This is a genomic window from Pseudobutyrivibrio sp. UC1225 (genome assembly GCF_900115215.1).
Taxonomy (GTDB): domain Bacteria; phylum Bacillota; class Clostridia; order Lachnospirales; family Lachnospiraceae; genus Pseudobutyrivibrio.
Map to the genome: position 1 here is coordinate 66,961 of NZ_FOVQ01000002.1, position 23,307 is coordinate 90,267.

At 37.6% G+C, this 23,307-nt stretch carries 24 protein-coding genes, 7 tRNA genes and 1 riboswitch; of the genes, 27 read left to right on the forward strand and 4 right to left on the reverse strand.

The window, feature by feature from the left end; genetic code table 11:
• Positions 1–16: 16 nt before the first annotated feature.
• The 11 genes from BMZ41_RS03255 (at position 17) to BMZ41_RS03305 (ending at position 5,241) form a co-directional block, all read left to right on the forward strand.
• Positions 17–748: a GDSL-type esterase/lipase family protein gene (locus BMZ41_RS03255; protein ID WP_090526884.1), complete on the forward strand. Its 732-nt coding sequence runs from the start codon at positions 17–19 to the stop codon at positions 746–748.
• A 101-nt stretch (positions 749–849) separates the two neighbouring features.
• Positions 850–1,068 (forward strand): cation transporter, encoded by a 219-nt coding sequence (locus BMZ41_RS03260; protein WP_090169835.1) that lies wholly within the window; start codon positions 850–852, stop codon positions 1,066–1,068.
• A gap of 15 nt (positions 1,069–1,083) precedes the next feature.
• Positions 1,084–2,949, forward strand: coding sequence for a heavy metal translocating P-type ATPase (locus tag BMZ41_RS03265; protein WP_090526886.1), 1,866 nt, complete (start codon positions 1,084–1,086; stop codon positions 2,947–2,949).
• Between the two features lie 44 nt (positions 2,950–2,993).
• The gene (locus BMZ41_RS03270; RefSeq protein WP_028248495.1) at positions 2,994–3,350 is read left to right on the forward strand and encodes an ArsR/SmtB family transcription factor; all 357 of its coding nucleotides are present in this window, start codon (positions 2,994–2,996) and stop codon (positions 3,348–3,350) included.
• Positions 3,351–3,615: 265 nt separating this feature from the next.
• Positions 3,616–3,690: transfer RNA gene (locus BMZ41_RS03275), tRNA-Pro, on the forward strand.
• A gap of 19 nt (positions 3,691–3,709) precedes the next feature.
• Positions 3,710–3,780 (forward strand) — tRNA-Gly (locus tag BMZ41_RS03280).
• Positions 3,781–3,806: 26 nt separating this feature from the next.
• Positions 3,807–3,880 (forward strand) — tRNA-Arg (locus tag BMZ41_RS03285).
• 26 nt (positions 3,881–3,906) lie between these two features.
• Positions 3,907–3,980, forward strand: a tRNA-His gene (locus BMZ41_RS03290).
• A 27-nt stretch (positions 3,981–4,007) separates the two neighbouring features.
• Positions 4,008–4,079, forward strand: a tRNA-Gln gene (locus BMZ41_RS03295).
• A gap of 53 nt (positions 4,080–4,132) precedes the next feature.
• Positions 4,133–4,205, forward strand: a tRNA-Lys gene (locus BMZ41_RS03300).
• 172 nt (positions 4,206–4,377) lie between these two features.
• Positions 4,378–5,241 carry a BRO family protein gene (locus BMZ41_RS03305; protein ID WP_090169841.1) on the forward strand — a complete coding sequence of 288 codons (864 nt, stop codon included), beginning with the start codon at positions 4,378–4,380 and terminating at the stop codon, positions 5,239–5,241.
• Between the two features lie 112 nt (positions 5,242–5,353).
• Here the strand turns inward: BMZ41_RS03305 and BMZ41_RS03310 are convergent, their stop codons facing one another.
• Positions 5,354–6,061: a CPBP family intramembrane glutamic endopeptidase gene (locus BMZ41_RS03310; protein WP_176754546.1), complete on the reverse strand. Its 708-nt coding sequence runs from the start codon at positions 6,059–6,061 to the stop codon at positions 5,354–5,356.
• Between the two features lie 208 nt (positions 6,062–6,269).
• On the opposite strand from BMZ41_RS03310, the gene BMZ41_RS03315 reads away from it, so the two are divergent.
• The 7 genes from BMZ41_RS03315 to BMZ41_RS03345 all read left to right on the forward strand — a co-directional run bounded on the left by BMZ41_RS03315 (position 6,270) and on the right by BMZ41_RS03345 (position 13,247).
• Positions 6,270–8,936 (forward strand): HD domain-containing protein, encoded by a 2,667-nt coding sequence (locus BMZ41_RS03315; RefSeq protein WP_090169845.1) that lies wholly within the window; start codon positions 6,270–6,272, stop codon positions 8,934–8,936.
• Between the two features lie 515 nt (positions 8,937–9,451).
• Positions 9,452–10,489 (forward strand): virulence RhuM family protein, encoded by a 1,038-nt coding sequence (locus BMZ41_RS03320; protein WP_090169848.1) that lies wholly within the window; start codon positions 9,452–9,454, stop codon positions 10,487–10,489.
• Positions 10,490–10,501: 12 nt separating this feature from the next.
• Positions 10,502–11,134, forward strand: coding sequence for a GyrI-like domain-containing protein (locus BMZ41_RS03325; RefSeq protein WP_090169850.1), 633 nt, complete (start codon positions 10,502–10,504; stop codon positions 11,132–11,134).
• Positions 11,135–11,307: 173 nt separating this feature from the next.
• The gene (locus BMZ41_RS16085; protein ID WP_242830186.1) at positions 11,308–11,490 is read left to right on the forward strand and encodes a DUF3791 domain-containing protein; all 183 of its coding nucleotides are present in this window, start codon (positions 11,308–11,310) and stop codon (positions 11,488–11,490) included.
• Complete coding sequence (locus BMZ41_RS03335) at positions 11,487–11,969, forward strand: DUF3990 domain-containing protein (protein ID WP_090526888.1); 483 nt, start codon at positions 11,487–11,489, stop codon at positions 11,967–11,969. Before BMZ41_RS16085 ends, BMZ41_RS03335 begins: the two co-directional genes overlap by 4 nt.
• Entirely contained in the window at positions 11,969–12,196 is a 228-nt protein-coding gene (locus tag BMZ41_RS03340; protein WP_090171320.1) for a hypothetical protein, read from the forward strand. Before BMZ41_RS03335 ends, BMZ41_RS03340 begins: the two co-directional genes overlap by 1 nt.
• A gap of 175 nt (positions 12,197–12,371) precedes the next feature.
• Complete coding sequence (locus BMZ41_RS03345; protein WP_090526889.1) at positions 12,372–13,247, forward strand: helix-turn-helix domain-containing protein; 876 nt, start codon at positions 12,372–12,374, stop codon at positions 13,245–13,247.
• A 51-nt stretch (positions 13,248–13,298) separates the two neighbouring features.
• On the opposite strand, the gene BMZ41_RS03350 is transcribed toward BMZ41_RS03345, so the two are convergent.
• Complete coding sequence (locus BMZ41_RS03350; RefSeq protein WP_090526891.1) at positions 13,299–14,009, reverse strand: CPBP family intramembrane glutamic endopeptidase; 711 nt, start codon at positions 14,007–14,009, stop codon at positions 13,299–13,301.
• A gap of 279 nt (positions 14,010–14,288) precedes the next feature.
• Between BMZ41_RS03350 and BMZ41_RS03355 the strand changes: the two genes are divergently transcribed.
• Complete coding sequence (locus BMZ41_RS03355) at positions 14,289–14,789, forward strand: shikimate kinase (RefSeq protein ID WP_090526893.1); 501 nt, start codon at positions 14,289–14,291, stop codon at positions 14,787–14,789.
• Here BMZ41_RS03355 and BMZ41_RS03360 read toward each other — a convergent pair.
• A complete protein-coding gene (locus BMZ41_RS03360; RefSeq protein WP_242870725.1) occupies positions 14,786–15,490 on the reverse strand; it encodes a hypothetical protein in 705 nt (234 codons plus the stop codon). The genes BMZ41_RS03355 and BMZ41_RS03360 overlap by 4 nt on opposite strands.
• A gap of 187 nt (positions 15,491–15,677) precedes the next feature.
• Here BMZ41_RS03360 and BMZ41_RS03365 point away from each other — a divergent pair, with 187 nt between their 5' ends.
• The 4 genes from BMZ41_RS03365 (at position 15,678) to BMZ41_RS03380 (ending at position 19,298) form a co-directional block, all read left to right on the forward strand.
• Positions 15,678–16,886 carry an Ig-like domain-containing protein gene (locus BMZ41_RS03365; RefSeq protein WP_090526895.1) on the forward strand — a complete coding sequence of 403 codons (1,209 nt, stop codon included), beginning with the start codon at positions 15,678–15,680 and terminating at the stop codon, positions 16,884–16,886.
• Between the two features lie 136 nt (positions 16,887–17,022).
• The gene (locus BMZ41_RS03370) at positions 17,023–17,718 is read left to right on the forward strand and encodes a zinc metallopeptidase (protein ID WP_090171305.1); all 696 of its coding nucleotides are present in this window, start codon (positions 17,023–17,025) and stop codon (positions 17,716–17,718) included.
• Positions 17,718–18,470, forward strand: a complete 753-nt coding sequence (locus tag BMZ41_RS03375; RefSeq protein ID WP_090171302.1) for a GNAT family N-acetyltransferase — start codon at positions 17,718–17,720, stop codon at positions 18,468–18,470. The genes BMZ41_RS03370 and BMZ41_RS03375 overlap by 1 nt, the downstream gene beginning before the upstream one ends.
• A complete protein-coding gene (locus tag BMZ41_RS03380; RefSeq protein ID WP_090171299.1) occupies positions 18,471–19,298 on the forward strand; it encodes an AraC family transcriptional regulator in 828 nt (275 codons plus the stop codon).
• A gap of 93 nt (positions 19,299–19,391) precedes the next feature.
• On the opposite strand, the gene BMZ41_RS03385 is transcribed toward BMZ41_RS03380, so the two are convergent.
• Positions 19,392–19,464: transfer RNA gene (locus BMZ41_RS03385), tRNA-Lys, on the reverse strand.
• Positions 19,465–19,608: 144 nt separating this feature from the next.
• Positions 19,609–19,723: riboswitch (FMN riboswitch) on the forward strand.
• A 122-nt stretch (positions 19,724–19,845) separates the two neighbouring features.
• Between BMZ41_RS03385 and ribD the strand changes: the two genes are divergently transcribed.
• Genes ribD through ribH form a run of 4 tightly spaced genes read left to right on the forward strand, consistent with a single transcriptional unit; the run spans position 19,846 to position 23,219 of the window.
• Positions 19,846–20,934: a bifunctional diaminohydroxyphosphoribosylaminopyrimidine deaminase/5-amino-6-(5-phosphoribosylamino)uracil reductase RibD gene (gene ribD / locus BMZ41_RS03390; protein WP_090526897.1), complete on the forward strand. Its 1,089-nt coding sequence runs from the start codon at positions 19,846–19,848 to the stop codon at positions 20,932–20,934.
• Positions 20,934–21,566 carry a riboflavin synthase gene (gene ribE / locus BMZ41_RS03395; protein ID WP_090171293.1) on the forward strand — a complete coding sequence of 211 codons (633 nt, stop codon included), beginning with the start codon at positions 20,934–20,936 and terminating at the stop codon, positions 21,564–21,566. The genes ribD and ribE overlap by 1 nt, the downstream gene beginning before the upstream one ends.
• Positions 21,527–22,732 (forward strand): bifunctional 3,4-dihydroxy-2-butanone-4-phosphate synthase/GTP cyclohydrolase II, encoded by a 1,206-nt coding sequence (locus tag BMZ41_RS03400; RefSeq protein WP_090526899.1) that lies wholly within the window; start codon positions 21,527–21,529, stop codon positions 22,730–22,732. The genes ribE and BMZ41_RS03400 overlap by 40 nt, the downstream gene beginning before the upstream one ends.
• 22 nt (positions 22,733–22,754) lie before the next feature.
• Complete coding sequence (gene ribH, locus BMZ41_RS03405; RefSeq protein ID WP_090171286.1) at positions 22,755–23,219, forward strand: 6,7-dimethyl-8-ribityllumazine synthase; 465 nt, start codon at positions 22,755–22,757, stop codon at positions 23,217–23,219.
• Positions 23,220–23,307 lie beyond the last annotated feature (88 nt).

Here is a 23,307-nt window from a genome sequence, read left to right on the forward strand (position 1 = left end):
CATTGGGTTATATATTATGGACATTAGAAAATTTGTGAGAGGCTTATTTCAAAGAAAGATGGTTGTATTACTAGTTGCGATAGTTTTACTTTTTGTTGTGCTTTTTAATTCAGGTATGTTTGGCGGGAAGGATATCAGAGTTCGTATTACCTGCGCTGGAGACAGCCTTACCTACGGCAGTGGAGTATTGAAATCCAGAGAGATAGACAGTTATCCTTCGCAACTTCAGGTAAAGCTGGGAACTGGTTATTTGGTATCTAATTACGGTCTTAGAAATGCCACAGCAGCATCTACAGGAGATTTGCCTTATGTGGAGTCTGAGCAGTATAAGGAGTCGTTAGATTCAAATCCTGATATTGTTATCCTGATGCTTGGTACAAATGATACTAAAGTTGATAACTGGAATCCATCAGATTACCGTGAAGGATTGTTGAGCATTGTTAAAACATATCAAAATCTTAAATCAAAGCCTGTCGTATACCTTATGAGAAGTCCTTATTGCTTCCCAATAGAAGGTAATGAACATGCGGAATACCAGGTTCAGGAAAACATTGTTAATGGAGAACTGGGTGATATTATTTCCGAAGTGGCAGCAGAGACTGGTGTGACTATGATAGATTTAAAGGCTGTAACAGAGGGAAAGGAATACCTGTATACTGACGGAATTCATTTTACTGCTGAAGGTTATGATTTGATTTCAGATACAGTATATGATGAGATAAAGAAAGAAGTTAAGGAAGAAAAATAAGAAAAATTAATGAACCCCATTGACATATAATGTTGATGGGGTTATATTTATATCAACATATGAACAATCATTCAAATGTTCAAACGAGGAGGAAATATAAGATGAAGAAAACATACAAGATTGAAGTTGATTGCGCTAACTGTGCAAATAAGATGGAGCAGGCTGCTAAGGATACAGCAGGGGTTGCAGACGCATCTGTAAACTTTATGGCACTTAAGATGAGCGTAGAGTTCGAGGAAGGCGCAGATGTAAAGGCAGTTATGGCAGAGGTTCTTAAGAATTGTAAGAAGGTTGAGGACGACTGCGAAATATTTTTATAAGAAGTAGGTGATGGCATGACTAAGAAGCAGAAGAAAGTTTTATATAGAATAATAATTGCAGCAGTTTTGATGGTGGCTCTGTTGCTTCTACCACTTGAGGAAGGAAGCATCATCAGATTTGTGCTGTTTTTGGTTCCATATTTTGTAATAGGTTACGACATATTGCAGAAGGCCTTTAAGGGCATCAGAAATAAGCAGGTCTTTGATGAGAATTTCCTTATGGCAGTAGCTACTGTTGGTGCTATGGCTCTTGGCGAGTACACCGAGGGTGTTGCAGTTATGTTGTTCTATCAGATTGGAGAACTGTTTCAATCATATGCCATTGGAAAGAGCCGAAGAAATATTTCAGCCCTTATGGATATCAGACCTGATTATGCAAATTTAAAGCAGAATGGTGAGCTTGTTCAGGTTGATCCAGATGAAGTTGAAATAGGAAGCGAGATAGTAGTTCAGCCTGGCGAGAAGATACCTATCGATGGCGTTGTAATCGATGGCTCAGCCAGCCTCGACACTGCTGCTCTCACAGGTGAGAGCGTGCCTAGAAGCGCTAAGGTTGGAGATGAGGTAATATCTGGCTGTATTAACATGTCAGGTGTACTTACAATCCGTACTACAAAAGAGTTTGGAGAATCTACAGCTTCTAAGATTTTGGATTTGGTGGAGAATGCTTCATCAAAGAAGTCAAAGCCAGAGAATTTCATTTCAAGATTTGCAAGAGTCTACACGCCAGTTGTTTGTTATTCAGCCTTGGCACTTGCAGTTTTACCACCAGTAATCAGACTTATTATTGGTATGGACCCACTTTGGACACAGTGGATTTACAGAGCACTTACTTTCCTGGTAATAAGCTGTCCATGTGCACTTGTAATTAGTATTCCACTTACCTTCTTTGCGGGAATCGGTGGTGCCAGCCACGCAGGTGTTCTTGTTAAGGGTTCTAATTATCTGGATTTATTATCACGTGCTAAATACGTTGTAATGGATAAGACTGGTACCCTTACAGAAGGAGTATTTCAGGTTACAAAGATTGTGCCATCAGATATTTCTGAAAATGAGCTATTAGAGAAGACAGCTATGGCAGAGGTATTTTCAAATCATCCTATTTCAAAGAGCCTTAAAGAGGCTTATGGCAAGCCAATTGATTCATCTAAGGTTGTAGATGTTCAGGAGGTTGCAGGAGCTGGAATTAAGGCTAATGTGGACGGTGTTGATGTAGCAGCAGGTAATGAAAAGCTTATGACAGCTCTTGGTCTTTCTATTAATAATGTGAAAGAACCTGGTACTGTTATTCATGTTGCTATTGCTGGACAGTATAAGGGATATATTCTTATCTCAGATAAGCTTAAGGCTACTTCTAAGGATGCTATTAAGGCATTAAAGAAAGCAGGCGTGAGAAAGACTGTTATGCTTACAGGAGACAGTAAGCAGGTTGCAGATATTGTTGCAGCAGATTTAGGACTTGATCAGGTGTATTCAGAGCTTCTTCCAGCTGATAAGGTAACAAAGGTGGAAGAGCTGTTAGAATTCAAGCAGCCAAAGGAACAGTTGATTTTCGTTGGAGATGGAATCAATGATGCTCCAGTATTGTCTAGAGCAGATATTGGCGTTGCAATGGGCGCATTAGGCTCAGATGCGGCTATAGAGGCTGCTGATATTGTTCTTATGGATGACGACCCAAAGAAGATTGCAAAGGCTATTGGTATTGCACGTAAGTGTATGAGAATAGTCTATGAGAATATATATTTTGCAATTGGAATCAAGGTAGGCTGTCTTATCCTTGGAGCCTTTGGTATTGCCAACATGTGGTTTGCAATTTTTGCAGATGTTGGAGTTATGGTTATTGCAGTATTGAATGCAATTAGAGCATTAAGAGTGAAGTAAACTGTGTTATAGTATTACTATAATATTTGAAATGGAGTATAGATATGGGAAAACATGTAGAGTGTTGTGAAGAACATTGTGTTCATAAAAATTTAGTAGATAAGGTATTAACAGAACTACCAGATGAGGATGCTCTATATGATTTGGCTGAGCTTTTTAAGGTATTTGGAGATAGCACAAGAGTTAGAATCCTTGTTGCTTTATTCGAGGCAGAGCTTTGCGTATGTGATATATCAGAGAGCCTTGGAATGACTCAGTCTGCAGTGTCACATCAGCTCCAGATTCTTCGCACAAATAAGCTTGTAAAAAGCCGCCGCGAAGGCAAGCAGATATACTACAGCCTTGCTGACGAACACGTGGTAACTATAATCGCGCAGGGTCTATCGCATATACTCGAGTAGACATAACGTTTAATAGGAGATATAGCTAGCAGGTAGCTATCAATCTCTATGTGTTACTTAAGCGATGCATTCTTCTGCAGAGCGTAGTAACATCATAGGATTGATAGCGTAACCTTCGGGCTTATAGAAGTTGTCGGAATTTCAGAAACTTCATGTTAAAATCTAACAATTAAATTTGAAAAAAGTTGTTGACATTAACGCTATTCTCCTATATACTTCTTTTTGTTCGCGAGAGAGATACGCATGAGACGCGGACATCACTTATCGGGGTGTGGCTCAGTTTGGCTAGAGCACCTGGTTTGGGACCAGGGGGTCGCAGGTTCGAATCCTGTCACCCCGACTTAGAAATAAATAATCATGCGGGTGTGGTTCAATGGTAGAACATCAGCCTTCCAAGCTGAATACGTGGGTTCGATTCCCATCACCCGCTCTTTACTTTCTAAGATTTATCAATATGTGTCAGTAGCTCAGCTGGATAGAGCAACGGCCTTCTAAGCCGTGGGTCGGGGGTTCGAATCCCTTCTGGCACATTTATACGGTTTAATTTATCAGTATGGTGGGTGTGGCACAGCTGGTTAGCGCGTCGGATTGTGGTTCCGAAGGTCGAGGGTTCGAACCCCTCTACCCACCCTGTTGCGGTAGCAACTCAATACACGTTGGGCTATCGCCAAGCGGTAAGGCACCAGATTTTGATTCTGGCATTCGCTGGTTCGAATCCAGCTAGCCCAGTTTCGGATCTATGCCTTTTTCTTTTAGGAAATATCCGCTAAACAATTTAATATGGGGTTGTAGCTCAGTTGGTAGAGCACCTGACTTTTAATCAGGTTGTCGGGAGTTCGAGCCTCCTCAGCCTCAGCAAATGAAGCCTTCAGACTTATGTCTGAAGGCTTTTTTCTTGTATGTATCTATAGTAAGATTATATAAAAGTTGTGAAAAAATCATGTGTGGGGACATGTGTGGGATTATATATGGACATACGTCTGAGTTACAATTGAAAAAATAGAAAAAGAGAAAGAGAGAATTTAATATGGCAGATGATAAGCTAGAATTATTCGAAAATCAACCAATTCGAACTGCATGGGTTGAGGCTGAAGAAGAGTGGTATTTTTCTATTGTTGATGTAGTTAAAGTTCTTACAGAACAGCCGGACATTGATGGTGCTAGAAATTATTGGAAAGTATTAAAAAATCGTATTAAGTCAGAGGGGAATGAACTGGTTACAAATTGTAACCAGTTGAAAATGACAGCTCAAGATGGAAAGAAAAGATTAACTGATGTTGCAAATACAGAACAGTTGCTTCGTATTATTCAATCTATTCCATCGAAAAAAGCTGAGCCTTTTAAGATGTGGTTAGCTCAAGTTGGTAGAGAGAGAATAGAGGAGACCATTGACCCAGAGCTTACTATTGATAGAGCTTTAGAGACATATTCTAAGCTGGGATATGATGCGGATTGGATTAATCAAAGATTACAGACTATTAGAGCAAGAAAAGAACTTACAGATCAATGGAAGAGTCATGGAGTAGAACAAGGAAGAGAATTTGCAATTCTTACTGATGAAGTAACAAGAGCTTGGTCAGGTATGAATACAAGGCAGTATAAAAATCTCAAGGGATTAAAGAAAGAGAATCTTAGAGACAACATGAGTACACTAGAACTTGCGTTAAACATGCTTGCAGAGGCAACAACTACAGAACTTACTAAAGTTAATAATCCTCAAGGACTAGAAGAAAATCAGAAAATAGCGAGAAGAGGCGGAGCTGTTGCAGGTAATGCGAGAAAGGAAATAGAAGCAGAAACTGGTAAGCCTATTATTACTAGTAAGAATGCTACTCAGCTTAATGATGTAGTCACTGGTTTTATAAATGGCGTTGTGGATAATGAGGAATAATCCTTATAATCAGTTATTCTAAATATTTGAATAACTGATTTTAGATTATGTCAAAGAATAGGGGGATATAATGGCATTTGACTACAAGAAAGAATTCAAACTCTCAGGATTTTTAATGATTAATTATTCCTAATACATTTGCAGATACGCCAAGGAACCAGTGAAGGAACCAAACACCAAAGATGGTATTTTGTTTTTCGTAAACTACTCCTAAGACTGCTCCAAGAACTGCAGCGCCAACCATGAACCAGAATCCATACATGATGTGAAGAACAGCAAAAATAACAGAAGCGCAGATTATTGAGTAAGCTGCTTTGTGCTTAGTTGCGGCTATGCGCTTTAGATTTGACTGTAAAACACTTCGTGCTATAAATTCCTGAATAAATGCTGTAAAAGCATAAATGATTTGATATGAATCTAATCTGCTTATATCTATAAAACCACTTTCCAACTGGAATAATGTTGGGTTATACAATTGAGCTGCTATTTTGATTGAAATAAGAATTCCTAAAGAAACAGTACATAAGATAAAAGTCTGAATAAATACTTTCTTTGGCTGGTCAGTTAAAAGACCTAAATCTTTAAGGGTAAAACTGGTATGACGTAAAGCTAAAACAAATAGGAAAACTCCGAGGAAATTTACCACCTGCACCATATATGCATTTGGAAATGGTCTTCCGAGATAATCCCAGAGGGCATAGAACATAATCCAGCCACCGACACCAGTCATTAGAATAGCAAGATCTACAGATGCATCATGGAACTTTTCCTCCATCATTCGAGCGTGCTCTGTAGCATGGGTTATTTTATTTTCTTCCAAAATCATTATCCTTTCTAAAACAATCCGGATGATATTCTATCATCTTTATTTGTTTATCGCATTAGAAAAATGCCTTAAGAAATAGATTTCAGCAATACGACATGGATTACTTTTAATGAGGGAATATTTTTTATTGATTCTTACAACTTAAAATGTAAAAATAAATATAATCGAGTATAAAGACTCATTAATAAAACATAGGAGAATAATGATGTTAGCAAGTTTTGGGGATCAGCCTTTAGAGGTGTTTAAGAATAATAAAGTATTCGTTTATTTAAGTGAAAAAAAGAGTCCATATGAGCAGTTTTTAACAGAGTTGTATACTGTCTGCTCTAATAGATTGAACTGGGTTACACAATACTTTCCTAATTATACAATGCATGATATTGGTCATGTGGTTCGAGTGGCGGATTATATGACGGATTTTGTTGAGGATAAAATGGATGAAATATCTGATATTCATTTGGCCATGATTCTGTGCGCAGGTCTGATGCACGATGTGGGAATGATTCCTTTTGGGAATGAAGATAAACAATTCATTTCTGATGCAATGAATAATGAAGGAAAGACTCAGGCCCAGGCGGAGCTTGATTTCCAAAATTATGTAAGAAAAAATCATGCTGCAAGAGTGGAGAAGGTATTTAATGAGCGACCATTTGATACTTTATTCGCAGATTTTAAAGGTAGCAAAGTAGTGGAGGATTTATCCAAGATTTGCAGAAGCCATACTGAAGAAATAGACTGGATGCTTAATAATATTGAGCTGGAGCATTCCTTCAGAAGTGGCAGTTACAATCCTCAGCAGATTGCCCTGCTGCTTAAATTAGGGGATAATTTGGACTTCGATGGCAGACGTGCGCCTGAATACATGGCTAAGACTCTGGAAATTACTGGGTTTAGCAAGAGCGAGTGGGATAAGCATACACCTGTTGTAAATTACGAAAAGGTTATACGTATTGCTAGAGGTGAGTACATTATTAAGTTTGAGGGTAATACCGATGATACCTGCGTTTTTAGAAATACATTAAAGCATATTCGCTGGCTGGAAAAGGAAGCAGAGAGAATTTCAAAAATTTCCAAGAAGTATCAGGATAAATATGCCTTTGAAATTCAAAAGCTTCAAAACGATGTTACTGCAAATGGATATAAGAGTTCTAAACTGGAATTCCAGCTGGATTACAATAAGGTGCTTAACCTGCTTATGGGAGAGCATATTTATAGCAGCAAAAAGGATGGCTTACGAGAATTGTTACAGAATGCCATTGATGCAGTAATGGTCATGAATGAAAAACTTAGTAGTGATCCAATGTCATCTTATAATCCTATGATTATAGTCGAAATGGATCGCGAAAAAGACGAGCTGCGAATTAAGGATAATGGAATTGGTATGACAAAGGATATATTGAAGTCCTACTTCTTTAAAATAGGAGAGTCATACTATTCTTCTGATGACTTCAAATCAAAAAAAGGAAAATATAATCCTATTGGGCATTTCGGTATAGGATTTATGTCCTGCTTTATGTTGTCTGATGTTGTCAAATTGGAGACTAAAGCACCAAAGGGACCTGATTTGGTTTATGAGTTTGATAAAGACTGTGATTTCACAATAGAAAAAACAGATACTAACGATGATACGGGTATTTCAGATCATGGAACCTGGGTCACACTGGAGTACGGAAAGGTATTTCCTGAAGTATTTGCCGATGAAGATGATTTAATCAAATATATTCGTAAATTAGTAATAACGGACAATTTCAATCTTTATGTTAAACCTAGTGATGGCGAATTAACAAAAATTGGCAGACCTGTAAATCTTCATAAAGATCTCCTTGAAATTTCAAATGACAGTTTTGATGTGAAATATTCAATCTCTGGAGAGCCATTATGTATAAGTTCAATCCAAGATTTAAATGATCATAAAGGTTTTACAAATATAATCTTCTGTGACAATGATGAAGAGTTATTTGAGTTTGAGGATGCCAGTTATGCTTTATTATCTGACATAGTGACCGGCGCTATGGAATTTGAGCTTGAATATGAGTCTGATGACCCAAATGTGACTTCTTACGATATCAAGGAGCTTATTAAATATCTGCATAACAATAAGCAGATATTTCTGGCAGATACAATTAAATTATTAAAAACATATTTGAAAGTAAAAAAAATAGAATCTGACGTTTTAGAGGAAGAACTTCTCAAACTTTTATTCGAGAATGATGGCTTTGAGCTTGTTACTTATCCAATCATAGTAGATGCAGGTGCTTTGGATTTTTACCTGAAAGTAAAGGATAGTTTTGCAGGCAAAAAATTCAGGGTAAATGGTACTACAAAAATAGATAATTCATATTTTGATTTTACCTATTTTTCTATTTTAAAGAGAAAAGACTTAGAAATACCAAGAGGCAAATTTTTTGATATGGTAACATATGTAGTCGATAATTCGGAGGTAGAGAATAAGGCTGAATATGATTCGGCAAAAGATTATCCTTTTGAGCCAGTTAACCTTGGAAATGAAGTCTGGCATATCGGCGAGGATGGGTATTGGATCGCCGAAAAAAATGTTGATGTCTTAAGGAGAGTTCCGGCTGTAAGAATATATATGAATGGCATACTGGTAAGAGAAGAAAGACCGATATTCCCATATCTATTACAGGGTACAGAATTTGACTATTTGGAGGTCAACGTAAAGTCCAGAGAATATACTTTAAATGTAGCCCGCTCAAGATTTGATGACGAATCAAGGAAAAAGATTGGAAGCAATGTTATCGCTATGATTTATGATGATTTGCTTGAACAAAAAAATACTGCTAAGGAAAATACTGATTCTCCAATGTCAGATGTAGTGGAAAAATTTAAGGAAAAAATAATCTTATAGAAAACTATCTTAAAAAAGATAATGGAAAATTTCTTGATTTAGATTACAGTTCAATATGTTTTGGTTATATTAGTTCAGATGATATAAAACAATTCAGAAAACAAATTCATTGTTTTAGGCATAGCGCTGAAAATTCAATTGCGGAGAGAAATTCATACTCGGATTTGCAAAAGAAATGTCTTATTGATTATGGATTAACTATTATTAAGGTAATAGATATGCTTGTTAAGTGACATTATAAATATGTAGATATGTGTGGGTTTAACCTGAGGTTTAACTAGAAAGTGCAGAGGCAACAAAGCCCTTTCTTTCAATATTTTTTGAGGCCGAAATCTATTCGAGCCTCCTCAGCCTCAGCAAATGAAAGACCTTGAAGCAATGCTTCAAGGTCTTTTTGTATATTAGTTGGTGACAATTTGTCACCAACTAATAAGTGGAAGACAAAAAAGATCACGTATTGACTATCGAACATATTTTCTATATTATAAGTTTATAATTTTGTAGGAGTAAAGAAAATGGGAAAGAAAAATGTTGTTGCTGTAACATCGTCAGCCGCTGAATATTTAACATATATTGCGTCTACAGGTGATTCGCCAGAGAGTTTTGAAATGAGATACGAGGATGAGAATATCTGGTTAACTCAAAAGATGATGGCTGCACTTTATGATGTTGATGTTAGAACTATAAATGATCATATAGAAAAAATTTATAGCGATGGAGAATTATCAGAGGCGGCAACTATCCGGAAAATCCGGATAGTTCAAAGAGAGGGAAGTAGAGATGTAGCTAGAAATTTATTACATTACAACCTTCAAATGATAATTGCAGTTGGTTTTAAAATCGATAATGACCGTGCGGTTAGGTTCCGTAAATGGGCTGGTCAGATAGTAAAAGATTATACTATCCAAGGCTGGACTATGGATGCAGAGAGACTCAAAAAGGGTCACAAATTTACGGATGAATTCTTTGAGAGACAACTCCAGCAAATTAGAGAGATTAGACTTTCTGAAAGAAAATTTTATCAGAAGGTTACTGATATATATGCAACAGCATTTGATTACGATAAAGATGCTAAGACGACTCAATTATTTTTCAAGACGGTTCAGAATAAAATGCATTATGCAGTTCATAGACATACAGCTGCAGAATTGATTGTTGAAAGAGCTGATGCAAATAAAGAACACATGGGACTTACTACATGGGAAAATGCTCCGGATGGAAAGATACTTAAAGCAGATGTTTCGGTTGCTAAAAATTATCTTTCAACAGAGGAGATGGAATATTTAGAGCGAATCGTATCGTTGTATTTAGATTATGCGGAGCTACAAGCTAAAAGACATATTCCTATGAGTATGGAAGATTGGGCAAAGAGATTGGATGGGTTCCTTGAATTTAATGGTGAAGAACTTCTTACTGGGCCTGGTAAGATTAGTGCAGAAGAGGCAAAACTACACGCAGAAACAGAGTACGAAAAGTATCGTATTATCCAGGATCGATTATTCCAAAGTGATTTTGATAGATTCCTAGAATTAGAAGAATCAATAAAAGAGTAAATGGGGGATATAATGGCGTTTGACTACAAGAAAGAACACAAAGAATTTTACATGCCTAAGAATAAGCCAGCTATAGTAGATATTCCTGTTATGAATTATATAGCTGTTCGTGGGCAGGGGAATCCTAATGAAGAAGGCAGTGAATATAAGAAGTCTATAGAGCTACTATATGGCATTGCATATACCATCAAAATGAGCAAGAAAGGTAGCCACCAAATAGAAGGATATTTTGATTATGTGGTTCCTCCGCTAGAAGGTTTTTGGTGGCAGGAAAATCAAGAAGGTATAGATTATGCTCGTAAGGAAGAGTTTAAGTTTATTTCAGTAATCAGACTTCCGGATTTTGTTACAAAAGAAGATTTTGACTGGGCTATACAGGAAGCTACAGCCAAGAAGAAAATGGATTTCTCTATAGTGGAATTTTTGACATATGAAGAAGGACTTTGTGTTCAGTGTATGCACATCGGTTCATATGACGATGAGCCTACTACAGTTGAGCTGATGCATAAATATATGGAAGAGCAGGGATATATCCTTGATATTACAGATTTGAGACTTCATCATGAGATATATTTGAATGATGCTCGTAAAGTTGCGCCTGAGAAGCTAAAAACTGTAGTAAGACATCCTATAAAGAGGGCATAAAGTATATTAATTGTTTGGTTTAACCAGAGGTTTAACTTGAAAGAGCAGAGGTAACAAAAGCCTTTCTTTCAATATTTTTTGAGGCCGGAATCTGTTATATTATTTATGTAGGAGTTAATTTAACAAAGGAGATTAAATAGATGAATCAAGAATCTTTTTCGTTTGTAATCTACATGATTCATGCTTGTGCTAATAAGTGGGGGAAACTACCATCCGAGGTTTATACTATGCTTAGTAGTGTTGATTGTATAAATAATTATTTAGTTAAGCATTTTGATATAATTCATACTCAAAGCACGTCCTATGTTATTGATGACATTACAGATTATTTAAATGCAAGAGGTGTTAAAATATGATTGTTTACCATGGCGGAATTGATGTAATTAAGAAGCCAGATATTAATCACTCATATAGACCATTAGATTTTGGTAAAGGTTTTTATATTACTACAGTTAAGGAACAGGCTGAAAAATGGGCTAGAAGAAAGGCTGATATCTTTAATAAGGATGTGTCTATAGTTAACTGTTACGAACTGAAAGCTGATTATGATTCCTTTAAGGTAAAAACATTTTCTGATGATTTGATAGAGTGGATAGATTTTGTATGCTCATGTAGAGATGGAAATGAAGAATACAAACAATATGATATCATCATTGGAAAAGTAGCTGATGATAAGGTTTTTAGAGTTGTAGATATGTATCATCAAGGCATCTGGGATAGAGATAGAGCTTTGAAAGAAATCAAGGTATATGAAACTTATGACCAGATAGCTTTTATATCACAAAAAGCTATAGATAATCTTTTGTCTTATAGTTCTTCATATGAGGTTAAATAATGGATGATAAAGTATTAGAACAGGTATACCAGGAAAGCTTGGAAGAGAGATTGATTTCTTATATAGCAAAAGAAAACAATGTTTCTCTAGAGAAAGCAATGGCTATCTATTATGGTAGTAAGCTTTCAAATAAAATAAATCAAGGCAATGAAGGAATGCAGTATCTAGACTACAAGGTACTTGCGGATATATTAAAAGAGACAGAGCCAGAGTTGTTTGAAAAATAGTCTTCATATGAAGGCTTTTTTTGTTATTGTATGTATCTATAGTAAGATTATTTACTGGTGACAAGTTGTCTCCAGTTGGTGTCAAAATGTAACCGACTCAATTTATATTATTCTCGCTAAAATAGATTGCATAAATGTTCTTAATATTGCATCCTTATCTTAGGAGGGAATATCCATGGATAAGGAAAAGACAGGTTTACTTATAAAGAGTGCACGTCTTCAAAAGGGATATACACAAACTGAATTAGGGGATATTTTAGGGGTATCAAATAAAGCAATATCACGTTGGGAAAATGGGGACAGTTTTCCGGATGTAGGGATTCTAGAAGATTTATCTAATTGTCTTGATATCAGTATCGAAAAGCTTGTTAGTGGAGAATCTTCTGAGGATAAAGAAGAAGCACTTTCAGAGTTATTAAGGATAGTCAAAATACAGGCAAGAGATTCGGTCAGAAGAAAAATAGATATAATTTCAAATATAATAATCTTAATTATTATTTTAATACGGTTTTATTTTGCTTTTGTTTCAGGAAAGGGCTACAGTTGGAATTTTAAGTATGATATTGTGTTCCTAGTGATTTGCAATTTGATATTGATTGGAAGTACCACTAGAAAAAGTCTGGTGTGTGAGGATAAAAGAGATAATCAGTATAGAATCATTAGTCTAATTACATTGTTATTATTCGTAGCGAGTGTAGTTATCATGATTGGAGCAATTTATTATTTAGATTTGCTAGCTGTTTATGTTGCACCTGAGAATTATGGACCGCTTCTTTCAAAAATATTGGGCAGTATTACATTAGCTAGTATAGGATTATTTGAATATGAATGGTATAAATTAAAACATATGAAAATAGTAGCTGCTTCGGCAGTCTTTGTAAGCGTAGCTAATGTATTTTTATGTATTTCTTATAGAGAATGGATGGGTTCATTAGTAACTTATGAAGATGCATTGCAATCAATAGGTGTTTTATCTATATCAATATTTATAGTTTTGATAATAACGATGGTTGTTATGAAGTACATACAAAAATATGGTAAATTGAAGTGATAATGTATCGAGAGCAAATGAAGCCTTTAGAATCAACGATTCTGAAGGCTTTTACTGATTAATTATTCCGAACAAAAATGCTGCAACTCCCAGGAACCAGTGAATAAACCAAACGCCAAAAATGGTCTTTTGTTTTTCATAAATGATTCCTAAAATACCGCCAAGGACAGCAGCTCCAATCATGAACCAAAAGCCATATTCAATATGGAAGATTGCGAAAATAATTGATGCATGTATTATTGCATAAATGGTCTTATGCTTTATTGCGCAAACTCTTTTTAAGCCAGTCTGCATGATGCATCTGGCTGTAAATTCCTGTATGAAAGAAGTAATAAGATAGAGAACCTGATATGAATTAAATCTTCGAATATCGAAGAAGCCTCTCTCGGTTTGAAACAAGCTAGGATCATATAGTTGTCCAAATATTTTTATTGCTGCAAGGATTACAAGGGAGAATCCACATATGATTAATGTCTGTAAAAAAGTCTTTTTTGGATTATCTGGTATTAAGCCAAGCTCCTTTATTGAGAAGGTTGATGTGAAATGCCATGCGGTGGCACACATAATCACACCTAGCAAATCAACAGCCTGAACCATATATGAAACAGGAACTGGACGACCCATGTGTTCCCAAAAGGCATATATGATTATCCAAACACCAACACCAGATAAGAGAATTGTTAAAACAATAGAAGCATCACGAAACTTTACTTCCGCTGTTCTGTTATCCTCATAAGAGGAATTACCGCAGTTAATATCCATTTCTTTCCCTTTCAATAAAAACAACAACTCAGCATTCTATCATCTTTTTTTTATATTGGCATCCCAACTATGCACATCCTGTTTATATATCATCGCAATTATTCACATTGTTTTCTTAAGTATGTTTTATAACTCAAACGACTAAATAAACCACCCAATCTCTTAAGGAATAAATTAACAGTTTTGTCAAAAAGTTATGATAGATTTGAAAAACAACTGGCAAAGAAAAAAACACTATGGCATAATACACATTAAAAATATTTATTGAAGAGGTGCCATATGAATAACATTGTTTTAATCGGTATGCCTGGAGTAGGAAAAAGTACATTGGGGGTCGTTCTTGCTAAGGAATTAGGATTCGAGTTCTTGGATGCTGATTTGCTTATTCAGAAGCGCGAAAAACGTCTCTTAAAGGAGATAATTGCTGAAGAAGGTGTAGATGGTTTCCTGAAGATTGAAAACGATGTTAACGCCGGAATACAGACGGATAAGACAGTAATTGCTACCGGTGGTAGTGTAATATATGGCGCTGAAGCCATGGAACACTTAAAAGAGATAGGAACAGTAGTATATCTAAAGCTGGATTTTGAAACTCTTGATAGCAGACTTGGAAGTCTTAAAGGGCGTGGGGTCGTGTTAAAAGATGGTCAAAATCTTAAGTCTTTATATGATGAGCGTGTGCCTCTCTATGAGAAGTACGCAGATGTTATCGTAGATGAACACGGATTGAATTTAGAAGAAACCATAGATGCTGTATTAAAAAAGTTGCAGAACGCTTAGCGCTCTGCAACTTTTTTATATCCGGTCTTAACCAACCATTTCTGGTCTATTATTTTAATCTCATCACCAAATGCAATGTGAAGTCTTACAGATGCAGGCTGCTGTTCTATTTCCTGAACGGTGCCTTCTCCGAACTTTGGATGTGTAACCACATCACCAACTTCATATTTAATCTTTGCATTTTCCATATTTGCATACATCTTCTGTGTGCGATAAGTATCAAGCATCTGTACCTGCTTGTGGTCAACACTAGGACGTTCGAGTACGGAATCGTAGTCAATTTTTTGGATGCTAGCGTCTTCTATATAGTAATCAGCTGGAATAGCACCGATGAGTGAACAGCAATATTTCCATGCACTGCCGTGTACACCTGGCTGCCAATTATACTTTTCTGGAATGCTAATGTGTCTTGTCATGTAGTGAGCATATTCATGTTTGTAAAGATTGACTCTGTCAGCCTTTGTAAGCTGATTGTTCATACAGAAGCCAATAAAGAAAAGCGAGAACTGAAATTGTTCTTCATTATCATAAGATGGTGGCAGATAAGAGCCTAAAGCTTTTTCATCCATTCCGAAGGTTATAGGAACATCTGCACCATGTAAACCCAGCTTGTGATCTAAAACTGAGTAAAGAGCAGTGATTTCTGCACGTAAAACGGGTTCTTCCTTGTGCAATAAATTTAGCATATCTTTTTTAGTCATTTGGTACTCCTTGTTGATTAGAAAAACTTTTTTCAGTATATCAACAGAATAGCTAATTTACAATTACCAATACTGTGAAATAGTTACAAAAAAATAGGAGGGAGGCTAAACTCAAAATAATAATTGTCGATAAATGTTTTGAAGTGTAGACATGAAGGAAAATGTAAATAATTAGCAGGGGTTGAGTATGAAAAAAATCTATTTAAATCTTAAGAATTTAATGGCTTTTGGGATGGCAGTAATTATGCTGGCCTCTTTTATTGCTAATCCAATAACAGCGGAGGCTGCAAAGAAAAAAGGTTCTGGAAATGCAACGTATGCAGTTGGTGATAACATAGCCTTTGGAAATATAGATGGTGGAATAATTAGCTGGACTATATTGACCTATGATGACAAGACAAAGATGGCTTTTGTAACAACACGAAAACCACTTGCTTCAAAATCTGTAACAGCTTATAGAGAAGCAATTGCACAGATGTTCAAGCAAAATGGAACTAAGGCAGGATATGTAAGATGGTCTGAAAATTACTGGAGAGGCTGGTTAAATCAGACTTTTTATAAGCAGTGTTTTAATGATGCTGAACGTGAAATGATTCAGAAGACCACACTTTCTGAGCAGGACGCCAAGAATTCTATAATGAATTATTACCATGATACATCCATGGATGCAGATTATGTTGGCGGTAAGGAAAAGAATGCTTTAAATATGGCAATCTACAATTCCCAGACAACTACAGCAGATTATATTTTCTTCCTTTCCAGTGATGAGTATACAGCTAATAAGGATACAATTAAGAATGAGACATTATATATGTTTCCTCTGAGGACGAACACCTACGATGATCCAACTTATGGCTTGTTTGGAAATGACACAGATAAGCTCATTCACAGAATGTATTATTATGGAGGAGATTCGATTCGCCCAGCTATGTACGTTAAGCTTGGGGAGCCTGAGGAGGAGGCTACAGACAGTAAGTCTTCTGATAGTAAATCCTCAAAATCTAGCAGTACAAAAACTACATCAACTTCAGACAGTAAGACAACATCATCGACTTCCGCATCCACAGCAAAGGCTGAGACTACGGAAGCAAAGAGCACTAGCACAAGAAAGTATGCAAATAACGGTACTAACGAAGGTGACATATCTCTTCCAGAGGATTCAGATCATTCAATGAAGCCAGGAGATGTGGCGCAGGTTGCAATAGATATGGATTACCTTAATAGCACAGACAAGCAGTTCAATTGCACGTATACCACCTCGGATGCTAACGTAGTTACGATAGACTCTAACGGACAGGTTATAGCTGTTAATAAAGGTTCTGCCAATGTAACAGTCCGTATGAGGAAATCCAATGGTAAGATATACACAATGTCATGTAGAATTGATGTAACATAAATAATGAATTATATGGGCTCTCGGCGAAATTGCCGGGAGCCTTTTTATAAATTTTTTATACTTATTTTATTAGTAATCTGAGCTACAAACAATTATACTAAAGAAAGATAAATATTCTTTATTTAGGAGGATGCAGATGTATTACGGATATGGTTATGATTGGACAATTATCTTAGTACTAATTGGAGCTGCAATCAGCGGACTTGCTTCTTTAAATGTTAGGAGAACCTATGCAAAGTACAGCAAGCTCAGAAATTATAGAGGAATCACCTCCAACGAGGTGGCAGAGCACATCTTACATGCAGCAGGTATTTATGATGTAAGAATCGAGAGAATCAGAGGTAATCTTACTGACCATTATTCTCCAAATGAAAAGGTGCTTCGTCTTTCAGATGCAGTTTATGGTCAGACAAGCGTAGCTGCCCTTGGTGTAGCAGCCCATGAGTGTGGACATGCTATTCAGCATCAGGAGGGATATGCACCACTTAAGCTTCGCTCAGCATCAGTGCCACTTGCAAATATTGGTTCATGGATTTCATGGCCAGTTATTCTGATTGGTCTTTTGATTGGTTATACACCACTTGCTCAGCTTGGAATCTTTTTATTCACATTTGTTGTGGCTTTTCAGTTGATAACACTACCTGTAGAGTTTGATGCCAGCGCTCGAGCACTTCGTATTTTAGATCAGGATCATATTTTAGAGGGCGAAGAGCATGCAGGAGCTACAAAGGTATTAAAGGCAGCAGCTCTTACATATGTTGCAGCATTGTTTGCTACAATTCTTCAGTTGCTCAGATTGGTTTACATCGTTAACGGCAGGAGAAGAGATTAGTGACAACTTATCTTAAGAGCACTATCAAAGTTAATAAGCTAGGTGAATTACAGCCTGACTATCCGCAAGGGGTTCTTGTACTCTCGGATAGCCAGGCTGTTCTTGATGAGTGCATTGCCAATGGTATTCCGGTGGCAGGTTATGAGCACGATGATATTACAGGGCTAAAGTGTGAACATCTTTTACTTGAAGTAGATGAGGTTGACGATGAAGTCTTTGAAAATATCTACCGCAGGTGCGCTGGTATTCCCTGGGATATAGGTGAGACCGCCCGTACATACATAAGAGAGTTTTCTATGGAAGATTTGGATGACTTGGTGGCTCTTTACAATAAGCCGGGAATGACTGATTATATGGAACCGCTTTTTGATTATGAGGCAGAGAAGGCATATGAGCAGAATTATATCGACTATATTTATAAGCTATATGGCTTTGGAATGTGGCTGATTTATGATAAAATTACGAATGGACTAATTGGTAGAGCAGGAATCGAGATAAGGGAGACTTGCACAGAAGATGGTCAGGCAGAGTTAGGGTTTTGCATTGCCTCAGACCGTTGGAAGCAGGGGCTAGCCTACGAGGTTTGCTCGAAAATAGTTCAGCTTGCAAGGGAGGAATATGGCATGAAAAGTCTCATAGCCAGATGTGACCCTGAAAACAAAGCAAGCAGAAGGTTATTAGAGAAATTGGGATTCAGCTTCCAGTATTATCAGGAAGATGGAGACTGCAGGTATTTTATGGAGATATGTTAGATGGATTTAAAGGATTATCAGCACGAGGTAGTAGTCACTGATGCGGGGCTTCCTTTCAAGCTTTTTTCATTTGAGGGAGCAAGTGGCAATTATATTCGTGACAAGCATTGGCATCGTTCGATTGAGATTTTCGCAGTATGGGAGGGCAAGCTTGATTTCACACTTCATGACAAGAAATTCCCACTTAGTAACGGTGAATTTGTTATTGTAAACAGCAATGAGGTACACAGTATTTTAGCACCAAACCCTAATAAAACAGTGGTGCTTCAGATACCGCAAGATACTTTTGCGGAATATTTTACAGATGAACAGTTTATTTGGTTCTCTCACGGCGACAGGGAATCTGATCACCGTGTTTTCACCCTTCTTCAGGAGATGTATCTTATTTATACAAATGGAGAAGAGGGCAATAAGCTTCAGGTGCTTAGTTTATACTACGAGCTTTTGTATATCCTTGTTACCAAGTATCGTAAGTTCAATGTTAACGAGGAAATAGTAAAGAGTAATAAACAGTTAAAGAAGCTTTCCAGCATTACAAGATACATGAAGGATCATTATGCAGAGCCTCTTTCACTTGAGTTGATGGCAGATCAGTTTAACTATTCACCATCTTATCTGTCTCGTATGTTCCAGAAGCATGCGGGTATTAATTTCAAGGATTACCTTCTTGGCATCCGTTTGGAGCATGCAGTTCGTGAGCTTGAGGAGACAGGAGGACAGATTGTTGATATCGCCCTTGGTAATGGATTTCCTAATTCAAAGGCATTTTCAAATGCTTTTAGGGAGAAATATGGAGTACTTCCAAGTGAGTACAGAAAGAACAACTAAATAGAGGATCATGACAGAGCAGCTTCATTTTGAGGCTGTTCTTTTTTGATATTTTGGGCACAAAAAAGCACCAAGTAAAACTTGATGCTTGAATGCGCGACCAGGGGTTCGAACCCTGGACACCCTGATTAAGAGTCAGGTGCTCTGCCAGCTGAGCTAGTCGCGCTTATATGTAAAGCTGTTTTTCAACAGCAACGATAATTATTATATAAGGTTTTTAAAATTTTGCAACCCCTAATTTGAAAAAAAATTAAATTTTTTGTGATTCTTGACATCGACCATAAGGTGTCGTAGTATTTACTCAATTGAATAGTATCTTCAGGGCAGGGTGAGATTCCCTACCGGTGGTATAGCCCACGAGCCGCAAGGCATGATTCGGTGTGATTCCGAAGCCGACAGTATAGTCTGGATGAAAGAAGATGGTAGTTTATTTGTGGAACGTATATGCTCTGAGATTATTTTATAGTCTCAGAGCTTTCTTAGTTATAGGGATGAACTATATTGGGCCTTGAAATTTTTTCAAGGCCTTTTTTAATGGAGGAAAAGAATGGAAGACAAAGAATTCATGCAGCGTGCGATTATGCTTGCAAAGCTTGGTGCTGGATTCGTAAATCCGAATCCAATGGTGGGAGCTGTAATCGTCAAGAATGGGAAGATTATTGGTGAAGGCTACCACAGAAAATATGGTGATTTACATGCAGAGCGAAATGCGTTGGGAGATTGTTCTGAGTTTCCTGAGGGAGCCACAATGTATGTCACATTGGAGCCATGTTGTCACTATGGTAAGACGCCTCCTTGCACAGAGGCCATTATTGAAAGTGGTATTACACGAGTAGTTATTGGCACCCTTGATGTTAATCCTGTAGTGGCTGGTAAAGGTGCCAAGATTCTCATGGAATATGGTATCAAAGTGGAAGTGGGATTGCTTGAGAAAGAATGTAAAAAGCTGAATCGTGTGTTCAATAAATACATGGTTTCAAAACGTCCTTACGTAGTTATGAAATATGCGATGACAGCTGATGGAAAGATAGCCACGGTGACAGGAGAATCAAAGTGGATAACTGGCGATGAGGCGAGAGAAAATGTTCACAGGCTCAGGAAGAATCTGTCGGGAATTATGGTGGGAGTTTCTACTGTAATAATGGATGATCCTGGTCTTGATTGCAGGCTTGAGGAACCAGCAAAGAATCCGGTGAGAATTATTTGTGATTCGCATTTACGAACTCCATTAACATCAAAGGTGGTAAAAACCGCAGATGAAATCGAGACGATAATTGCTACATCATCATGTGATAAGAAGAAGGTTGCTGAGTATAAGAAAAATGGTTGTAAGGTAATTAATATTCCTCAGGCAGAAAATGGAATTGATTTAAACATCCTGATGGAAAGACTGGGAGAAATGGGTATAGACAGCGTACTTCTAGAGGGAGGCGGAACGCTGAACTACAGTGCCTTGGAAAGCAAGATTGTAGATGAGATTCATGTCCATATGGCTCCAAAGATTTTCGGAGGAAACAGCAAATCACCTGTGGAAGGACTTGGAATTGAAAATATAAATGATGCCATTCGTCTGAATCCTATCGAGACTGTTTGGGCAGGAGAAGATTTGATCATAGAAAATGAGGTTATTTACTAATGTTTACTGGAATAGTTGAAGAGCTGGGAAAGGTTCAAAGAATCGAAAGAGGCGGGAGGCAGCAGCGAATTACCATAAATTGCAGCAGAATCCTTGAGGATATCCATATGGGAGATAGTATTGCTGTAAATGGGGTGTGCCTGACTGTGGTGGAGTATAGTGCAAACAGTTTTTCCGCTGATGTGATGAATGAGACTTTTTCACGTTCCAGCCTAGGTTCGCTTACTGTTGGAAGCCCAGTAGATTTGGAAAGAGCTATGGCTGCAAATGGACGATTTGGAGGACACATAGTAAGTGGTCATATCGATGGTACGGGCATTATAAAAAATATAAGACAGGATGGCAACGCAGTCTGGTTTGAGATTAAGACGGACGTGAAAATTCTTGATGGAATAGTTGAAAAGGGCTCCATCACTATAGATGGTATCAGCCTGACTGTGGCGGGCGTAAGCCGTGACAGCTTTAAAGTAAGTATCATACCACACACCTTAAAGGAGACAGTTTTAGGTCATAAAAAAATCGGAGACATCGTAAATCTGGAAAATGATGTGGTTGGAAAATACATAAAGAAGTTTTTAGGAAGGGAAGAAAAATGCGAAGAGAGTCGATTGAAAGAGCTATTGATGATTTAAAAAATGGCAAGGTCATCATGGTTATGGATGATGAGGGCCGAGAGAACGAAGGAGATTTTATCTGTGCCGCTGAGTTTGCCACCACGGAAAATGTAAACCTTATGGCATCAGTGGGAAGAGGTCTTATCTGTATGCCAATGAGTGAGGAGCTTGCTTATAAGCTGGCACTTCCACCTATGGTAAGTCACAACACGGATAATCACGAAACCGCATTTACGGTATCCATTGATCATGTAGATACAACCACAGGTATATCTGCAGCAGAACGCGGACTTACAGCAAGAAGCTGTGTGAAGGATGACGTGAGTCCTCTGGAGTTCAGACGACCAGGGCACATGTTTCCTTTGGTGGCCAAAGCAGGTGGCGTGATTGAGCGTCCAGGTCATACGGAAGCTACAGTGGATTTGATGAAGCTGGCAGGCCTGAAGGAGTGTGGTCTTTGCTGTGAGATTATGGCAGAGGATGGCACCATGATGCGTGGCGAGGCGCTGCGCAAACTTGCAGAGGATATGGGGATAACCTTTATTACAATTCCTGAGCTTGTGGAATACCGAAAGGTCTATGACAAGCTGGTGGAGTGTGTTTCTATAGCGAAGATGCCTACACGTTATGGCGAGTTCATGGCACACTGCTATATCAACAAGCTTAATGGTGAGCATCACGTGGCTCTTGTTATGGGAGATATTACAGATGGAAAGGATGTACTTTGTCGTGTTCATTCGGAGTGTCTCACAGGTGATGTGTTTGGTTCTATGAGATGTGACTGTGGTCAGCAGTTTGACGCAGCCATGAAGGCCATAGCAAAAAATGGACGCGGCGTGCTTCTTTATATGAGACAGGAAGGACGTGGCATCGGTCTTGTGAATAAACTAAAGGCCTACAAGCTTCAGGATGAGGGAATGGATACTTTAGATGCAAACATTGCACTAGGGTTCCCTGGAGATTTAAGAGAGTACTACACAGGTGCACAGATTTTACGTGACCTTGGAATTCGCTCGCTGGAACTTCTCACAAACAATCCTGACAAGGTTTACCAGTTATCAGATTATGGTATGGAGATTTCCAAGAGAGTGCCTATTGAAATAGAAGCAAATAAATATGATGTGTTCTATCTGAAGACAAAGAAAGCAAGAATGGGTCATATATTAGAAGTAAAAGATGCATAAATAAAAGAAGGAGATAATGATAATGAAAGTTTACGAAGGAAAATTAGTTTCTGAAGGTGTGAAGGTAGGTATTGTTGTGGCTCGTTTTAATGAGTTCATCACATCAAAATTATTAGGCGGAGCCATCGATGGTCTTAAGCGTGAAAATGTAAAGGAAGAGGACATTGATGTGGCATGGGTACCAGGAGCATTTGAGATTCCACTTATTGCAAAGAAGATGGCAGAGAGTAAAAAATATGACGCTGTAATCTGTCTTGGTGCAGTAATCCGCGGTGCAACCTCTCACTATGATTATGTATGTTCTGAGGTTTCAAAGGGGGTGGCGCAGGTAAGTATGAATGCAGGAATCCCTGTAATGTTTGGAGTTCTTACTACAGATACTATCGAGCAAGCTGTTGAGCGAGCAGGCACAAAAGCTGGTAATAAAGGCTTTGAATGCGCTCAGGGAGCTATCGAAATGGTCAATCTTATCCGTGAAATGAAGTAAATTTTTGACATAATCAACAAAAGAAGGTCAAAAAAATTCCATCACGTAGTAAATTTTTAAAAGTCTCTAAAATTTTTTGTCTGATATT

Excerpts from the sequence above, each read along its gene's own strand:
- BMZ41_RS03260 (WP_090169835.1), top strand. The coding sequence starts at position 850 with ATGAAGAAAACATACAAGATTGAAGTTGATTGCGCTAACTGTGCAAAT.
- BMZ41_RS03370 (WP_090171305.1), top strand. The coding sequence starts at position 17,023 with ATGTATTACGGATATGGTTATGATTGGACAATTATCTTAGTACTAATT.
- BMZ41_RS03325 (WP_090169850.1), top strand. The coding sequence starts at position 10,502 with ATGGCGTTTGACTACAAGAAAGAACACAAAGAATTTTACATGCCTAAG.
- BMZ41_RS03360 (WP_242870725.1), bottom strand. The coding sequence starts at position 15,490 with ATGACTAAAAAAGATATGCTAAATTTATTGCACAAGGAAGAACCCGTT.
- BMZ41_RS03400 (WP_090526899.1), top strand. The coding sequence starts at position 21,527 with ATGCGAAGAGAGTCGATTGAAAGAGCTATTGATGATTTAAAAAATGGC.
- BMZ41_RS03265 (WP_090526886.1), top strand. The coding sequence starts at position 1,084 with ATGACTAAGAAGCAGAAGAAAGTTTTATATAGAATAATAATTGCAGCA.
- BMZ41_RS03320 (WP_090169848.1), top strand. The coding sequence starts at position 9,452 with ATGGGAAAGAAAAATGTTGTTGCTGTAACATCGTCAGCCGCTGAATAT.
- BMZ41_RS03345 (WP_090526889.1), top strand. The coding sequence starts at position 12,372 with ATGGATAAGGAAAAGACAGGTTTACTTATAAAGAGTGCACGTCTTCAA.
- BMZ41_RS03350 (WP_090526891.1), bottom strand. The coding sequence starts at position 14,009 with ATGGATATTAACTGCGGTAATTCCTCTTATGAGGATAACAGAACAGCG.
- BMZ41_RS03305 (WP_090169841.1), top strand. The coding sequence starts at position 4,378 with ATGGCAGATGATAAGCTAGAATTATTCGAAAATCAACCAATTCGAACT.
- BMZ41_RS03380 (WP_090171299.1), top strand. The coding sequence starts at position 18,471 with ATGGATTTAAAGGATTATCAGCACGAGGTAGTAGTCACTGATGCGGGG.
- BMZ41_RS03365 (WP_090526895.1), top strand. The coding sequence starts at position 15,678 with ATGAAAAAAATCTATTTAAATCTTAAGAATTTAATGGCTTTTGGGATG.
- BMZ41_RS03270 (WP_028248495.1), top strand. The coding sequence starts at position 2,994 with ATGGGAAAACATGTAGAGTGTTGTGAAGAACATTGTGTTCATAAAAAT.
- BMZ41_RS03255 (WP_090526884.1), top strand. The coding sequence starts at position 17 with ATGGACATTAGAAAATTTGTGAGAGGCTTATTTCAAAGAAAGATGGTT.
- BMZ41_RS03355 (WP_090526893.1), top strand. The coding sequence starts at position 14,289 with ATGAATAACATTGTTTTAATCGGTATGCCTGGAGTAGGAAAAAGTACA.
- BMZ41_RS03340 (WP_090171320.1), top strand. The coding sequence starts at position 11,969 with ATGGATGATAAAGTATTAGAACAGGTATACCAGGAAAGCTTGGAAGAG.
- ribD (WP_090526897.1), top strand. The coding sequence starts at position 19,846 with ATGGAAGACAAAGAATTCATGCAGCGTGCGATTATGCTTGCAAAGCTT.
- BMZ41_RS03315 (WP_090169845.1), top strand. The coding sequence starts at position 6,270 with ATGATGTTAGCAAGTTTTGGGGATCAGCCTTTAGAGGTGTTTAAGAAT.
- BMZ41_RS16085 (WP_242830186.1), top strand. The coding sequence starts at position 11,308 with ATGATTCATGCTTGTGCTAATAAGTGGGGGAAACTACCATCCGAGGTT.
- ribE (WP_090171293.1), top strand. The coding sequence starts at position 20,934 with ATGTTTACTGGAATAGTTGAAGAGCTGGGAAAGGTTCAAAGAATCGAA.
- ribH (WP_090171286.1), top strand. The coding sequence starts at position 22,755 with ATGAAAGTTTACGAAGGAAAATTAGTTTCTGAAGGTGTGAAGGTAGGT.
- BMZ41_RS03335 (WP_090526888.1), top strand. The coding sequence starts at position 11,487 with ATGATTGTTTACCATGGCGGAATTGATGTAATTAAGAAGCCAGATATT.